Here is a 15,600-nt window from a genome sequence, read left to right as displayed (position 1 = left end):
AAAATGATGATCCGCTCGTTGGGCAACGAGCCTCCGCTTCTGGCCGACGGCAGGCGTGCGCCCGACCGTCGCGAAGTGTCTCTGCGCTGGCTCTCGGGTACGTTCCTCACCGGCATTACATCCTCGGTCCTGATGGGCGTCGCGCTGTTTGCCGCCCTTGACGGCCGCCAGCAATTGGCAATCCCGGCCGAGGCCTATGCGAGTGCTGCAGCAGACGCGCACGAGGATACGACGGTGGTGCGCGGCGGAAGGCTGATTGCACCCGCCATCGCCGCAAAACCCTCCGACCGGGCGATCATGGAAGTTTCGACCGTCGTCCACGACGGCGAAAAGGAAGTCGTGCGCCGCCAGCCCTTCGCGCATGTGAAGATGACGCTGGCCGCCAACCATGTGGCGACCGAAGACTATCCCGACTTCGATCCCCTGGCGATCTTTTCCGCCGACGAGCCGCAGCCCGCCCCGCAAAGCCGCACCGGCGCGATTTACGGCTCCGATGTCGAATCCGAAGTCAGCCTGAAGACCATTTCCTTCCCGACCGGCAAGACCAGCATGAAGATGGCGTCCGGCCTGTCGCTCGAGGAAGTCGAAGAGAATGTGCGCTCCAACGGCTCGGTGCTGACGGACGGCAACACCCAGCTTGCCGCTCTCTATTATGTCGATCCGCGCCGTTTCTCCAACGAGGATGCCGATGTCGATCTGACTGCCGGCCTCTCCGCGCGCGTGCTCGAACAGAACATGACCGTCTCCGCATCGGAATCGATCACGCCGCAGACCGAGGAATTCGCCGACGATATCCTGCCTGTCCGCGCCGACACGCCGATCGCCAAGGCACTGACGGATTCAGGCTATCCGCAGCAATATGCCGATGGCATTGCCGGTTTTATCTCGCAGCAACTGGGCTCCACCGATCTCGACAAGGGCGACGTGCTGCGCATCGGCATCATTCAGAAAGGCGAACAGGCAAAGATCATCCGGGCCAGCGTCTATCGCGGCACACGCCATCTCGTCACCGTGGCCGTCGACGACAAGGGCAAATACGTGCCCGGCAGCGAGCCGCCGATGCTGGATGCCATCGCCACCGCCTTCGATGACAATTCCTTCGCGCCGCCGCCCGGCCAGAACCTGCCGCGCGTCTATGACGGTATCTATCGCGCCGCCCTTTCCTACGGCATGACCAAGGATATGACGGCGCTGATCATCAAGCTGCTCGCCAGCAATGTCGATTTCCAGGCGCAACTGAGGCCGACCGACAGTCTCGAGGCCTTCTTCTCCGTCGCCGATAGTGCCGGCCAGGCGACCGAGGATTCCGAACTGCTCTACGTCAACGCCCGTTTCGGCGACACGCAGACGCGCTTCTACCGCTTCCAGGATCCGGACGACGGCACGGTCGATTATTTCGACGAGAACGGCAAGAGCATCCGCCAGTTCCTGCTGCGCAACCCGGTCCCGAACGGCATCTTCAAATCGGGCTTCGGCATGCGCCGGCACCCGATCCTCGGTTTCGCCCGCATGCACACCGGCGTCGATTGGGCAGCACCCCGCGGCACCGCAATCATCGCCGCCGGCAACGGTACGGTGGAAAAAGCCGGCTGGGATTCCGGCGGATACGGCAACCAGACGATCATCCGCCATGCCAATGGCTATGAATCCTCTTACAACCACCAGAGCGCCATCGCCAAGGGCGTTATCCCCGGCGCCAAGATCCGCCAGGGCCAGGTGATCGGCTGGGTCGGCACGACGGGCGAGTCCACCGGGCCGCATCTGCATTACGAGCTGATCGTCAACGGTACCAAAGTCGATCCCTTGCGCATCCGCCTGCCGGGCGGCAAATCGCTGCAAGGCGAGGCGCTGGCGAAATTCGAGGACGAACGCAAGCGCATCGATACGCTGCTGAACAACCAGACCTCGGATCAGGTGGCGAGCAAGTAATCCCCAAGCCTCGCGCCGTTCGTCCCCACCAGACAAAAATGGCGGCCGAAGCCGCCATTTCTCATTTGTCGATCAGGCCGGCCTATGCCGCTTCGCTCACCGTCTGCCGCGTCCTGAACTGCAGCCGGTCCGAACCGCTCGTCACCTTCACCGTCGATCCGTCCGGCACCTGGCCGGACAGGATCTGCTCGGCGAGCGGATCCTGCACGAATTTCTGGATCACCCGCTTCAGCGGCCTTGCGCCGTAGACCGGATCGTAACCCTTGTTCGCCAGCCAATGGCGGGCTTCCTCGTCGAGATCGATGACGATCTTGCGCTCGGAAAGCAGCGCCACCAAGCGGTTCAGCTGGATATCGACGATCGCGCCCATCTCCTCACGCTTCAGGCGATGGAAGAGGATGATCTCGTCGATGCGGTTCAGGAATTCCGGCCGGAAATGCCCGCGCACGACCTCCATCACCTGTTCGCGAACCGTATCGCTGTCGTCGCCGTCCTTGAGCTGCGTCAGATATTCGGCGCCGAGGTTCGAGGTCATGATGATCATCGTGTTGCGGAAATCGACCGTCCGGCCCTGACCGTCGGTCAGGCGTCCGTCGTCCAGCACCTGCAGCAGGATGTTGAAGACGTCGGGATGGGCCTTTTCGATCTCGTCGAACAGCACGACCTGATAGGGCCGGCGGCGCACCGCTTCCGTCAACGCCCCGCCTTCGTCATAACCGACATAGCCGGGAGGCGCGCCGATCAGCCGGGCAACGGAGTGTTTCTCCATATATTCCGACATGTCCATGCGCACCATCGCCGTCTCGTCGTCGAAGAGGAAGCGGGCGAGCGCCTTGGTGAGCTCCGTCTTGCCGACGCCGGTCGGGCCGAGGAAGATGAATGAGCCGATCGGCCGGTTCGGATCCTGCAGGCCGGCGCGGGCGCGCCGCACCGCCCGCGACACGGCCTGAACCGCATCACCCTGGCCGATCACCGATTTCGCCAGCTCGTCTTCCATCCGCAGCAGCTTGTCGCGCTCGCCTTCCAGCATCCTGTCGACCGGAATACCGGTCCAGCGGGAAACGACATGGGCGATGTTGTCGGGGCTAACCACCTCCTGCACCATCGCGCCGCGTTCGCCATCCTGCTTTTCGGCGTCGACCAGCTGCTTTTCCAGATCCGGGATGACGCCATAGGTCAGCTCGCCGGCGCGCTGGAATTCACCCTTGCGCTGGGCGATCGCCAGTTCGTTGCGAGCATCGTCGAGCTGTTTCTTGAGATCGGCGGCCAGACCGAGCTTCTGCTTTTCCGCCTGCCAGCGGGCCGTCAGCGCATCGGCCTCCTCTTCGAGGCCGGTCAATTCGGTCTCCAGCCGCTTCAGCCGGTCGGCCGAGGCGACGTCGGTTTCCTTCTTCAGTGCCTCGCGCTCGATCTTCAGCTGGATGATGCGGCGATCGAGTTCGTCGAGTTCCTCCGGCTTGGAATCCACCTGCATGCGCAGCCGCGCCGCCGCCTCGTCCATCAGGTCGATCGCCTTGTCGGGCAGAAAACGGTCGGTGATATAGCGGTTGGAAAGCGTCGCAGCCGCCACCAGCGCTGCATCGGCAATGCGCACCTTGTGATGCTGCTCGTATTTTTCCTTGAGGCCGCGCAGGATCGAGATCGTGTCTTCGACCGTCGGCTCCTCGACGACCACGGGCTGGAATCGGCGGGCAAGCGCCGGATCCTTCTCCACATGTTTGCGGTATTCGTCGAGCGTGGTCGCGCCGACGCAATGCAGCTCGCCGCGGGCAAGGGCGGGCTTCAACAGATTGGAGGCGTCCATCGCCCCGTCGGCCTTGCCGGCGCCGACCAGTGTGTGCATCTCATCGATGAACAGGATGATCTCACCGTTTTCAGCCTGGACCTCGTTGAGCACGGCCTTCAGCCGCTCCTCGAATTCGCCGCGGTATTTCGCACCGGCAATCAGCGCGCCCATGTCGAGCGCCATCAGCTTCTTGTCCTTCAGCGATTCCGGCACGTCACCATTGACGATGCGCAGCGCCAGCCCCTCGACGATTGCCGTCTTGCCGACGCCCGGTTCGCCGATCAGCACCGGATTGTTCTTGGTGCGGCGCGAAAGTACCTGGATGGTGCGGCGGATTTCGTCGTCGCGACCGATCACCGGGTCGAGCTTGCCTTCGCGGGCTTCGGCGGTGAGATCGCGGGCGAATTTCTTCAGCGAATCGAACCCCTGCTCGGCATTGGACGAATCCGCCGTCCGGCCCTTGCGGATGTCGTTGATCACCTGGTTCAGGCCCTGGGCCGTCACGCCTGAATTCTTCAGCGTCGAAAAGGTTGAGGCCGAAGATTCGATCGCCAGCGCCTGCAGCAGGCGCTCGACGGTGACGAAGCTGTCGCCCGCCTTCTTCGCCGCCTCTTCGGCGGTTGAAAGCACCTTGGCGAGCGGTTGCGCCAGATAGATGTTGCCGTTGCCGCCGGAAATTTTCGGCAGTTTGGCCAGCGCCGCATCATTGGCGAGGCGCGCAGCCTTGGCATCGCCGCCGGCGCGCTCGATCAGCGACGCCGCCATGCCCTGGTCGTCGTCGAGCAGGACTTTCAGCACATGTTCGGGTGTGAATTGCTGGTGACCCTGCGCCAGCGCATAGGTCTGCGCCGACTGGATGAAGCCGCGCACCCGCTCGGAATATTTCTCGATATTCATATTCTACCTCCATGGATCGCCCTGCCCTGACGGCGCAGACCGATGATTGGGATCGACCCCCTGAAAAGGCAGGCCGCGCCTGGCCCATCTCTGATTTGGGCGAAGCAGTCGAGGAGAATATGGTGGCCTTTTCTGCGAGTTTAAAGAGCCGATAAAATGAAAATCCCCGGCGCGAGGCCGGGGATTTTCGTTGCAATTCTAACAGATGGCATGAACCTCGCGCCTCCGCGGAAGGAGACGCCGGATCCTCATTCCGATGCTGCGTCCGCCAGCACGGGCGCTTCGGAAGAAGCACCTTCGCCTTCGCCGGCGGCTTCCCCTTCTGCGCCGCGACGCGGGCGACGGGGACGGCTGCCGGTGCTGCGGCGGCGGGGCTGGCGTTCGCGCGGCTGACCGCCGGAACCTTCCTCGTCCATGGCGACTTCGGCCGGAATGCCTTCGATCTCCGGCTGCGGGCCGGTTCCGTCGATGACCTCGGCCTGGGGCGCCACCGGCGTCTGGGCAGGAGCCGGCTGAGGCTGGGGCTGCGACTCAGGTCGCGGCCGCGGCTGATGCTGCCTGTTCTGCGGCGGCTGGACGACGACGACATCATCACCGTCATTGTCGTTGTTATCGATCTCGTCGCCGTCGCGGTCTGCGGCGTCATTGTATTCGCCGCGATCGTCGCGCTGGAAACGCTCCTGCATCTGCGCCTGGGCGCTGGCAATGATGCGATTGTAGTGTTCGGCGTGCTGGAGATAATTCTCGGCAATCACGCGGTCGCCGGAGCTTTGAGCGTCGCGGGCGAGCTGCGCGTATTTTTCGGCGATATGCTGGGCAGTGCCGCGAATCTTCACATCGGGGCCGGAGCTGTCATAGGTTCGGGTCAGCGGATTGCCGCCCTTGCGGTTGAAATTGTTGTTATTGTTATTTCCGCCGCCGCCGCCGTTGTTATTATTGCCACGCCCTCGACCGCGCTTGTTCTGCTGTCCTGGCCTCATAGATCGTTCACCTGAATTCTCTGTTTGTGATGGATACATGGCACCAACCGCCATGACCGGAAAACCGGGTCAGGACCTTTGTGCCGCGAGCATACTGCGCCTTTGCGCCGACCTGCCGCTTGGTTCTCAAGTCAGTTTGACTGATTCACGCATTGGGTCGTGTTCAACCGTTGAAACTCTCGTTTAAAAGAGCGGACCCCCGAGGCAAACCAAGTACCGAACGAATCTCGTTCATTCCTATCTGCCCAACACGTGTCCGCAACCTATATTGCTTCCCTGGGAAATCCAAGCCTTTTCTTCGCAATAACAATAATGTCCCGTTCAATGCAGCAATTATCGCCTGTCACGCGAGCGCGAACACGAGCACCCTATCGTTCTGACCATAATCTTTTACGGATTTGAGGCACTTGAAGCCTTTCGCTTCGAAGATCGCCGTCACATCGTTCCGCTGATCGTAACCGATTTCCAGCCCGACGACCCCATCGGGCCTCATGAACCTTGCCGCATCCTTGGCGATGGCGCGGTAGGCGTCAAGCCCATCCGGACCGCCATCCAGTGCCGCGACCGGATCAAATTTCGTCACTTCGGGAGCAAGATCGTGAATGACATTGGAAGCAATATAGGGCGGATTTGAGACAATCGCGTGAAACGAACCCTGGATGCTCTCGAACCATCTCGACTGTACGGCCTGAAAACGATCCTGCAACCCGTTGCTTTCCGCATTCGATCTTGCTGTGCGAAGTGCATCCGCCGATATGTCGCTGCCGACACCCGACGCATCAGGACATTCGCTCAACAGCGCAAGGCATATCGCCCCGGTCCCGGTTCCCATGTCAAGGATATGGAGATGGCCTTGCGCCTTTGCAAGGTCCTTGAGACAGGCAAGCACCGTATCAACCAGGATTTCCGTATCCGGCCGCGGCTCCAGCGTTTCCGCCGACAGCCGAAGCGGCAGGCCGTAGAACTCCCGCTCGCCGAGAATGCGATGCACCGGCTCATGGCCGAGCCGCCGCTCGAATGCCTCGGACACCACATCGGCCTGCTCAGGCGAAAGTCTCTCGGCCGATCGCGTCAACAGCTCGGTCGACGATAGTTTCAGAAGGCCCGCGACAAGCAGCCGTGCATCGGTCGCCGGGTCGACGATACCAGCTTCGGTAAAGCGGCGGCGCGCTTCGGCAAGCGTATCGGCGACCGTCGGCCTCATTGCTGTTCGCCAAGCTGCGCCAGCTGGCTTGCCTGGTAATCGGCCATCAGCGCATCCACGACCTCCTCGATCTCGCCTTCCATCATCCGATCGAGCTTGTAGAGCGTCAGATTGATGCGATGATCGGTGATGCGCCCCTGCGGGAAATTATAGGTGCGGATGCGTTCCGAGCGGTCGCCGGAACCGACCTGGCTCTTGCGGTCGGCCGAGCGCTCGCTGTCGGCCCTCTGCCGCTCGGCGTCGTAGAGCCTGGAGCGCAGCACCTGCATCGCCTTGGCGCGGTTCTGGTGCTGCGATTTTTCCGAGCTGGTGACGACGATGCCGCTCGGCAGATGGGTGATGCGCACCGCCGAGTCCGTCGTATTGACGTGCTGGCCGCCGGCACCCGAAGAGCGCATCGTGTCGATGCGGATATCCTCTGGCCGGATCTCGATGTCGATCTCCTCGGCCTCCGGCAGCACCGCCACCGTTGCAGCCGACGTATGGATGCGCCCGCCCGCCTCGGTCTCGGGCACACGCTGCACGCGATGCACGCCGGATTCGAATTTCAGCTTGGCGAAGACGCCCCTGCCGGTGATCGTCGCGATGATTTCCTTGTAGCCGCCGGCTTCGCCCTCGCTTGCCGAGAGCACTTCCACCTTCCAGCCTTTCTCCGCCGCGAACCGCTCATACATGCGAAAGAGGTCGCCGGCAAAAAGGGCCGCTTCCGATCCACCCGTGCCGGCGCGGATTTCGAGGATCGCGCTCTTTTCGTCGGCTGCGTCCTTCGGCAGAAGCAGGATCTGCATCTCCTGCTCGAGCGCCTCGATCTGCTCTTTCACCTCGGGCAGCTCCAGCTCGGCGAGGTCGCGCATCTCGCGGTCGACCGTCTTGTCCTCGAGCAGCGTTTCGAGATCGGCAAGCTCGGCGTTCGCCTTCTCATAGGCGCGGATCTTCGTCACGACGGGCTGCAGCTCGGAATATTCGGATGCGAGCTTCACATAGACGTCGGCGGCCGGGCCGGCCGACATGCGCGCCTCGATCTCGCCGAAACGGCGTTCCAGCTCACGCATCTTTTCAACGGGAAGCTTCGCCACCCTTCACTCCGATTCTTCTTAACGTCTGCCTAAAGGGGAATATTGTGGCTCTCGGCGAAGCGGGCAAGCACCTCGCGCATCGGCACCACGGCGTGGACATCGTCCAGCACCTCGTTCATCGCCGTTGCCAGCGCCCCGACATCGAGCCCGAGCAGCATCGCCTTCACCGGCCCGATCGAGGCCGGCGACATCGAGATCGAGCGGAAACCGATACCGAGCAGCGCCATCGCCGAGATGGGTTTGCTGGCGAGTTCGCCGCAGAGCGTCACCGGCGTCTTGTTCCGGTCGGCGCCGCGCACGATATCGCGCAGGATGCGCAAAAACGGTTTGCCGAGCGGGTCGAACCGGTCCGAAACCCGCGCATTGCCGCGATCGACCGCCATCGAGAACTGGAAAAGGTCGTTCGAACCGACCGAGACGAAATCGACCGCCTCCATCAGTTCATCGAGCTGCCAGAGCAGGGCAGGCACTTCCAGCATCGCGCCGAATTGCAGCTTGCGCGGCAGCCCGTGGCCGAAGCGCGAGAGATGCTGCACTTCCTTCTGCAGCAGCTCGCGCACAATCTTCAGCTCGGAAACCTCGGTCACCATCGGCACCATCAGCTTCAGCTCGGTATCGGCCGATGCCTTCAGCAGGGCGCGCAGCTGGGTGCGCAACAGTCCCGGCCGGTCGAGGGACAGCCGGATGGCGCGCCAGCCGAGTGCGGGATTTTCTTCCTCATGGCCGCGAAAATAGGGTACGACCTTGTCGCCGCCGATATCGAGCGTGCGGAAGGTGACGGTACGGCCCGCCGCCTGCTTTATCACATTGCGATAGAACTGCTCCTGCTCCTCCGCCTTCGGCATGGTGGAGGCGATCATGAACTGCAGTTCGGTGCGGAACAGGCCGATGCCCTCGGCACCCGATTCCGAAAGCTGCGGCAGGTCGACCAGCAGCCCCGCATTCATCATCAGTGCGATCCGCTGTCCATCCTTGGTCACCGGCTCGACGGCGCGCAGCGCCCGGAACTGTTCCTGCCGCCTGGCGCGGAAGCGAACCTTTTCCTCGTAGGAACGCCGATGATCGGCCATCGGCCGCAGATGCACATGCCCCTCGTCGGCATCGATGATCACGGCATCGCCGTTCTCGGCGAGCGCGACGACACCGGCCGCCTGGCCGATGACTGGAATGCCCATGGCGCGCGCGACGATCACCACATGGCTCGTCACCGCGCCTTCTTCCAGCACCAGCCCGCGCACATTGGCACGCGGATAGTCGAGCAGCTCGGCAGCCCCCATGGCGCGCGCCAGGATGACCGCGTCATTGGGGAAACCTTCGGCGGTCGTCCGCCCGGTATACCCGGTCAATTGTCTGAGCAGCCGGTTCGCCAGATCCTCGAAATCATGCATGCGTTCGCGCAGATAGGGGTCGGTCAACCGCATCATCCGCGCCTTGGTGTCGCTCTGCACCTTCTCGACCGCCGCTTCCGCCGTCAGGCCGTTGCGGATCGCCTCCTCGAGCTTGCGCACCCAGCCCTGGTCATGCGCGAACATGCGATAGGTTTCGAGTACCTCGCGGTGCTCGCCCTCCATCGACACGTCGCGGCGCGACAGCATGTCGTCGATCGAGATCCTGAGCGAGCCCATGGCTTCGGCCAGCCGCCGGATTTCCTTCTCCGCATCTTCGTTCAGCAGATTGGTGACGACGATGCGCGGCTCGTGCAGCACGACGTAACCGAGACCGATGCCGTCATTATAGGTGTCGCCGTCGACGGTCACCGAGCGCGTCAAGTCGAGTTCGAGGCCCGGCTTGGTGATCTTCTTCAGCTCGCCGGTGGCGATCATCTCGGCTAGCACCATCGCCGTCGTCTCGAGCGCTTCCACCTCTTCTTCGCGATAGTTGCGGCTCGCCTTGTTCTGCACGACCAGAACGCCAAGCGAACGCCCGGTCCTGAGGATCGGCACGCCGAGGAAGGAATGGTAGATTTCTTCGCCCGTTTCCGGCAGGTAGCGGAAAGCAGGATGCGATTGCGCATCGGAAAGGTTCAGCGGCTGCGCCGAAGCGGCGATCGTGCCGACCAGGCCCTGACCCATCTTCAGTTGCGCCAGGTGCACGGCCTCGCGGTTGAGGCCTTCGGTCGCATAGAGTTCGAGCACGCCGTCGGCGCGCAGCACGTAAACGGAGCAGACCTCGGCCACCATGTTGCCGGCGATCTGGCGGACGATCCGGTCAAGACGATCCTGCGGCTCCAGCGGCTCCGCCATCAACTCGCGCAGCCGCCTGAGCAGCACGCGCGGACCGCCGGAAAGGTCTCTCATGGCGTCTCAAGCTCCCGAAACAACGCACTCAGTCCCGGCGGGCCGGCCCTCGTCTCCTCAACCTGAAGGGGCAGGCCGCCCACTGGGAATCAATTCTTATCCAGACCGTAGCAGGAATGCAAAGTCCTGACAGCGAGTTCTGCATAAGGACCGTCGATCAGGATGGAAATCTTGATCTCGGAGGTCGTGATCGCCTTGATGTTGATGCCTTTTTCGGCAAGTGCACGAAATGCGGTAGCAGCAACGCCGGCGTGACTGCGCATGCCGATGCCGATGACCGAGACTTTCACCAGCCCCGATTCGTTCTGCACGACATCGTAGCCGATCTTCTCCTTATGGTCGCTAAGCACCTTGATCGCCTTCTCGACGTCGCCCGATGGCACCGTGAAGGTCATGTCGGTCTTCGACCCGTCCTCGGAGATATTCTGGACGATCATGTCGACATTGATATGGGATTCGGCGAGCGGCCCGAAGATCGCCGCGGAGACGCCCGGCCGGTCGGCAAGACGGCGAAGCGAGATCTGAGCCTCATCCTTGGCATAGGCGATGCCGGTGACTACTTCCTGTTCCACGATTTCATCCTCGTCACAAATCAGCGTTCCGGGCGGGTTTAGCAGATCGCCCATGCCCGGAGCATCGGGATCTTCGAAAGACGAGCGCACGAAGGTGCGCACCTTGTGCACCATGGCCAGCTCGACCGAGCGCACCTGCAGCACCTTGGCGCCGAGCGAGGCCATTTCGAGCATTTCCTCGAAGGCGATCTTTTTCAATCTGCGCGCCTTCGGCACGATGCGCGGATCGGTTGTGTAGACGCCGTCGACATCTGTATAGATATCGCAGCGATCCGCCTTGACAGCCGCCGCGATCGCGACGGCCGAGGTGTCCGATCCGCCGCGGCCAAGCGTCGCGAGCCGGTTGTCGGGTCCCAGTCCCTGGAAGCCGGCGATGACGGCAACCTGCCCCTCGCCCATCCGCTTGACGATGTCGGAACCGTCGATCTCCATGATCCGCGCCGCGCCGTGCGCATTATCGGTGCAGATCGGGATCTGCCAGCCCTGCCAGGAGCGCGCATTGATGTCCATCGCCTGCAAGGCGATCGCCAGCAGCCCCGAGGTGACCTGCTCGCCGGAGGCGACCACCGCATCATATTCCCGCGCATCGTAAAACGGCGAATTGGCGCCGATCACCTTCGGCATGCCCTGCACCCAGCCGACCAGCTCATTGGTCTTGCCGGACATGGCCGAGACCACCACCGCCACCTCGTGGCCGGCGTCGACTTCGCGTTTCACATGGCGGGCGACATTCTTGATGCGGTCCAGGTCAGCGACGGACGTGCCGCCGAATTTCATTACGATGCGTGCCATATGCCTCTACCACGACTGGCGCCGGGGAAAGCGGAAAACCGGACCCGGCATCACGAAAGCTCTGGGGCGGAGCGCTTGGCCAGAGAGCCGGCTCCCGATTTCTGGAACCGCTCTAAAAGCCCGGGTCCCCAAGGCCCCAAGTTGCGGCGTCTCTTAGCGAGTTTGGCGGGGGGAGGCAAGCGCGCGCGATAAAAGCGGTTGGCGCGCGGCTCGGCGCTGATCGGTCCTCTGGTCTGCGCCCCTTGACTTATGCCCCCGATCGTCCGACTTCACGTGTCAGGAACGCAAGGAGTGGACGATGACGGAAGGCGCCAGAAGCACGATCGACCAGGGCGAAGTGGACCGCTTCTCGGCGATGGCGGCGGAATGGTGGAGCCCGACCGGCAAGTTCCGGCCGCTGCACAAGTTCAATCCCGTCCGCCTCGCCTATATAAGAGACAAGGCCTGCGAGAATTTCGGTCGTGATCCGAAGAGCGCCCGCCCGCTGGACGGTCTCCGCGTCCTCGATATCGGCTGCGGCGGCGGTCTGTTGTCCGAACCCGTCGCCCGCATGGGCGCTTCCGTCACCGGCGCCGATCCGTCCGAAAAGAATATCGGCATCGCCTCGACCCATGCCAAGGCCTCCGGCGTTTCGGTCGACTACCGCGCCGCCACCGCCGAGGAACTGGCGGACGCCGGCGAAACCTTCGACATCGTCCTGAACATGGAAGTGGTCGAACACGTCGCCGACGTCGAGTTCTTCATGACGACCTGCGCGAAAATGGTCCGCCCCGGCGGCCTGATCTTCGTCGCCACCATCAACCGCACGATGAAGGCGGCAGCGCTTGCCATCTTCGCTGCCGAAAACATTCTGCGCTGGCTGCCGCGCGGCACCCATCAGTATGAAAAACTGGTGCGTCCGGAAGAGCTGGAAAAGCCATTGGCGGCAAGCGGCCTCGAAATCACCGACCGCACCGGCGTCTTCTTCAATCCGCTGTCGAACCAGTGGAACCTGTCCAAGGATATGGACGTCAATTACATGCTGGTGGCCAAGCGCGGGGTGTAGAGCAACGTCCTTACGCCTGGAAAATTGTGATAAGGTGATCCGGTCATCCGAAGGGAAAACCGATGGGCGAAGCCGCAAAAGTTACCGTTACTCTCGAGCCTCGTCTCGAAGAATATGTGCGCGACGAGGTCGCCCGCGGCGCCTATAAATCGAGCAGCGACTATATCGAAAGTGTGCTCCGCGAGCGCTACGATGATGATCGGCGCGTTCACGAACTGGAAGACGAGTTACAAAAAGGCATCGACGATCTGGAAGCGGGACAAGTCATGTCCCTCGACGAGGCGTTCGACAGTGCCTACGCAGAACTTGGTCTGGACAAACTCCGCACCCGATGAAGGTTGCATTTTCCCGAGCTGCCCGCGCCGATCTGCTCACAATTGGCCGGTATATTCTTGAACAAAATCCGGCACGCGCTTTGCCATTCATGGACGAATTGCACTCCGCATGTGTGGAGATTGCAGACATGCCGCATGCCTTTGTCGAACTCCGGTTGCCACGGCTGACAGGAGTTCGCAGGCGTCCTTTCGGAAACTACCTTATCTTCTATCGAATTGAAGATTCGACCGTGCAGGTGATGCGCATCCTGCATGGCGCGCGCGATTACGCCCGCATCCTTCGACGGATGACTTGAAATCTTAATTCACATCCTCGGGCAGCACCGGAATGGCGGCGATTTCGATGCCCTCTTCGAGCAGCGCCTGCGCCTCGTCGACCGTCGCCTGGCCGATAATGCCGCGGGCATCCGCCTCGCCATAATGGATCTTGCGGGCTTCCTCGGGAAACTGCGTGCCGACATCCTCGGAATTGGCCTTGACCGCGGCGACCGCTTGCTTGAGCTTCTGCAGCGCCTCCTGGCGCATGGCATCCATCGCCAGCGTCTGCCTCTCGTCCTTCTTGCGCGCCGTCGATACCGAAGGCGCCATCAGGAGCTTGGAGACGGCAGCGGAATGACAGACGGGGCAGGTCAGGAAACCGGTCGCGACCTGACGATCGAAATCGGCGCTTTCGGAAAACCAGCCTTCGAATTCATGGGCATTGTCGCAAGTGAGGGAATAGCGGATCAAGCGGCGACGCCTCCTGCGACTGCCCCCGCAATCTTCTCGACCGAGAATTCCCGGCCGTTCCTGAGGTTCGGGATCTTGTCATGCGCGGCCTTGACGGCGGCGGGATCGATTTCGGCAACGATGACCGCCTCGCCAGTGGCGCCGGCCGATGCCAGCACCGTGCCCCAGGGATCGATGATCATCGAATGGCCGAAGGTCTCCCGGCCGTCCTCGTGCCGGCCGGCCTGCGCGGCGGCGATGACGAAGACGCCGTTCTCGATCGCGCGCGCCCTGAGCAATATCTCCCAATGCGCCTCGCCGGTCTGTTTGGTGAAGGCGGCCGGAACCGTCATCACCTCGGCGCCGGCAACCGCCTGGGCACGGAAGAGTGCTGGAAAACGCACGTCGTAGCAGATCGCAAAGCCCATTTCGGCAAAGGGCAGCGACAGGACCCGCGCCTCCGAGCCGGCCGTATAGGCCGCACTTTCACGCCAGCTCTCGCCATTGTCGAGGTCGACGTCGAACATGTGGATCTTGTCGTAGCGATTGAGGATCCTGCCGTCGGGACCGAACAGGAAACCGCGATTGGCGATCTTGCCGTCGGCCAGCGCAATTGCCGTCGAGCCGACATGCATGTGGATCGCCAATTCCCTGGCAAGCTCGGAGCCGGTCCTGACGATGATGTCATGCGCCTCATCGGCAAGCACGGCGCGCGCCGCCGCACGATCACGCTGCAGCATGCCGGTCATTTCGGGCGTCTGCACATAGGTGGCACCCTGGGCGGCGGCCTCGCGCACCAGCCGCGCCATGGCGGCGGCATTCTTCACCGGGTCGACCCCGGAGCACATCTGGACGGCGGCAGCCTTGAAACTCATCGGTTCGTCCTCACGCCGCCAGCATCGGATCGAGCTTGCCGGCCCGATCGAGCGCGAAGAGATCGTCGCAGCCGCCGACATGATCGGCGCCGATGAAGATCTGCGGGAAGGTGGTGCGGCCGTTCGACTTGCCGATCATTTCCTGGCGAAGGTCCGGTGAATATGTCGCATCATGCTCGACGTAGTCGACACCCTTTTCTTCGAGAAGGGACTTGGCGCGGGTGCAATAGCCGCAGAATTGCCGTGTATAGATGGTGACGGGTACCATAATCTCTCCAGACCGATGCCGGGGTATTTCTGTCATATAAGCTCGGAGAGAGCCCTTGCAAAGGTCAAAACCGTTATCTCGGCGGCACCCGCCTTGCGCAGCGTCCGGCTTGCCGCGGCGACCGTCGCCCCTGTCGTATAGACATCGTCGACGAGGACGATGCGCTTGCCGAAAATGTCGTTTTCGCAACCTTTGGCAATCGCGAAAGCGCCCCTGACATTGTCCTCGCGCGCCTTCGCGCCAAGGCCGACCTGCTGGCTGGTGCGCTTGACGCGCACCAGCGTGGCGGCAAGCAGCGGCTTGCCCGAGAGCCGTGCCATGTGGCGGGCGAGCTCGGCTGCCTGGTTGAATTTGCGCGCCAGCATGCGGGTGCGGTGCAGCGGCACCGGGATCAGCGCATCGCAGCTTTCGACCGTCCCGTCGGAAGCGCGCAGCATCCAGGCGGCCATCATCGGCGCCAGATCGGTGCGATCGCGATACTTCAGCCCATGAACGAGGTCGCGAACCGCGTGGTCATGGGTCGCGGCCGAGCGCAGCCGATCGAAGGGCGGCGGGTTGGCGATCGCCTCGGCGCTGAGGATTCCGGCGCCGAGATCGTGCGAGAAGGGAATGCCGAGCACTTCGCAATAGGGCCGTTCGATGAAACGGATGCCGGACCAGCACTTTGCGCAGAGCCCGCGATGACCGCCGGTGGAAATGCCGCAGACGGAACAGGTGGGCGGATAGAGAAAATCGGCAAGCGCCGAAAACGGCCGCAAGAGCTGCGCCCGCAAGAATTCTGCCGGTCTTTCGAAATGGATCGGTCCCATGCAAAGGAGATTAGCCTGTTCTCCTCC

The 15,600-nt window shown here is 62.5% G+C and carries 14 protein-coding genes (1 of these 14 running past the window's edge); 4 read left to right on the top strand and 10 right to left on the bottom strand.

Annotated features, from left to right (window positions below):
• On the top strand, window positions 1-1,929 hold the 3' portion of the coding sequence (locus tag QMO80_RS15590; RefSeq protein WP_064840847.1) for a M23 family metallopeptidase. The gene continues 12 nt to the left of window position 1, outside the view; the window shows 1,929 of its 1,941 coding nt (coding positions 13-1,941); its start codon lies off the left edge, out of view; it ends in the stop codon at window positions 1,927-1,929.
• Window positions 1,930-2,011: 82 nt separating this feature from the next.
• Here the strand turns inward: QMO80_RS15590 and clpB are convergent, their stop codons facing one another.
• From clpB to QMO80_RS15560, 6 genes are all read right to left on the bottom strand, one after another.
• On the bottom strand, window positions 2,012-4,612 hold the full coding sequence (clpB, locus tag QMO80_RS15585) for an ATP-dependent chaperone ClpB (RefSeq protein WP_283197367.1): 2,601 nt from the start codon (window positions 4,610-4,612) through the stop codon (window positions 2,012-2,014).
• 248 nt (window positions 4,613-4,860) lie between these two features.
• Window positions 4,861-5,592, bottom strand: coding sequence for a DUF4167 domain-containing protein (locus QMO80_RS15580; protein ID WP_283197366.1), 732 nt, complete (start codon window positions 5,590-5,592; stop codon window positions 4,861-4,863).
• A gap of 343 nt (window positions 5,593-5,935) precedes the next feature.
• Window positions 5,936-6,796: a peptide chain release factor N(5)-glutamine methyltransferase gene (prmC, locus tag QMO80_RS15575; protein WP_283197365.1), complete on the bottom strand. Its 861-nt coding sequence runs from the start codon at window positions 6,794-6,796 to the stop codon at window positions 5,936-5,938.
• Window positions 6,793-7,872, bottom strand: coding sequence for a peptide chain release factor 1 (gene prfA / locus QMO80_RS15570; protein ID WP_283197364.1), 1,080 nt, complete (start codon window positions 7,870-7,872; stop codon window positions 6,793-6,795). Before prfA ends, prmC begins: the two co-directional genes overlap by 4 nt.
• A gap of 29 nt (window positions 7,873-7,901) precedes the next feature.
• Complete coding sequence (ptsP, locus tag QMO80_RS15565; protein ID WP_283197363.1) at window positions 7,902-10,169, bottom strand: phosphoenolpyruvate--protein phosphotransferase; 2,268 nt, start codon at window positions 10,167-10,169, stop codon at window positions 7,902-7,904.
• Window positions 10,170-10,258: 89 nt separating this feature from the next.
• Window positions 10,259-11,533, bottom strand: coding sequence for an aspartate kinase (locus tag QMO80_RS15560; RefSeq protein ID WP_283197362.1), 1,275 nt, complete (start codon window positions 11,531-11,533; stop codon window positions 10,259-10,261).
• A 298-nt stretch (window positions 11,534-11,831) separates the two neighbouring features.
• Between QMO80_RS15560 and ubiG the strand changes: the two genes are divergently transcribed.
• The 3 genes from ubiG (at window position 11,832) to QMO80_RS15545 (ending at window position 13,209) form a co-directional block, all read left to right on the top strand.
• Complete coding sequence (gene ubiG, locus QMO80_RS15555; protein WP_283197361.1) at window positions 11,832-12,578, top strand: bifunctional 2-polyprenyl-6-hydroxyphenol methylase/3-demethylubiquinol 3-O-methyltransferase UbiG; 747 nt, start codon at window positions 11,832-11,834, stop codon at window positions 12,576-12,578.
• A 62-nt stretch (window positions 12,579-12,640) separates the two neighbouring features.
• The gene (locus QMO80_RS15550; protein WP_283197360.1) at window positions 12,641-12,913 is read left to right on the top strand and encodes a type II toxin-antitoxin system ParD family antitoxin; all 273 of its coding nucleotides are present in this window, start codon (window positions 12,641-12,643) and stop codon (window positions 12,911-12,913) included.
• On the top strand, window positions 12,910-13,209 hold the full coding sequence (locus tag QMO80_RS15545) for a type II toxin-antitoxin system RelE/ParE family toxin (RefSeq protein ID WP_283197359.1): 300 nt from the start codon (window positions 12,910-12,912) through the stop codon (window positions 13,207-13,209). The genes QMO80_RS15550 and QMO80_RS15545 overlap by 4 nt, the downstream gene beginning before the upstream one ends.
• A gap of 4 nt (window positions 13,210-13,213) precedes the next feature.
• Here QMO80_RS15545 and QMO80_RS15540 read toward each other — a convergent pair whose 3' ends face one another.
• The 4 genes from QMO80_RS15540 to QMO80_RS15525 are packed head-to-tail and all read right to left on the bottom strand — an operon-like array spanning window position 13,214 to window position 15,573.
• Window positions 13,214-13,642, bottom strand: a complete 429-nt coding sequence (locus tag QMO80_RS15540; RefSeq protein ID WP_283197358.1) for a DUF1178 family protein — start codon at window positions 13,640-13,642, stop codon at window positions 13,214-13,216.
• Window positions 13,639-14,496 carry a carbon-nitrogen hydrolase family protein gene (locus QMO80_RS15535; RefSeq protein ID WP_283197357.1) on the bottom strand — a complete coding sequence of 286 codons (858 nt, stop codon included), beginning with the start codon at window positions 14,494-14,496 and terminating at the stop codon, window positions 13,639-13,641. The genes QMO80_RS15540 and QMO80_RS15535 overlap by 4 nt, the downstream gene beginning before the upstream one ends.
• A 10-nt stretch (window positions 14,497-14,506) precedes the next feature.
• Window positions 14,507-14,764, bottom strand: a complete 258-nt coding sequence (grxC, locus tag QMO80_RS15530; protein ID WP_003590021.1) for a glutaredoxin 3 — start codon at window positions 14,762-14,764, stop codon at window positions 14,507-14,509.
• A 32-nt stretch (window positions 14,765-14,796) separates the two neighbouring features.
• Entirely contained in the window at window positions 14,797-15,573 is a 777-nt protein-coding gene (locus QMO80_RS15525; RefSeq protein WP_283197356.1) for a ComF family protein, read from the bottom strand.
• Window positions 15,574-15,600 lie beyond the last annotated feature (27 nt).

It is taken from the genome of Rhizobium sp. BT03 (assembly GCF_030053155.1).
Classification (GTDB): Bacteria; Pseudomonadota; Alphaproteobacteria; order Rhizobiales; family Rhizobiaceae; genus Rhizobium.
The sequence above is the reverse complement of the archived record's forward strand: the minus strand, read 5'-3'. Positions and strand labels throughout refer to the sequence as shown.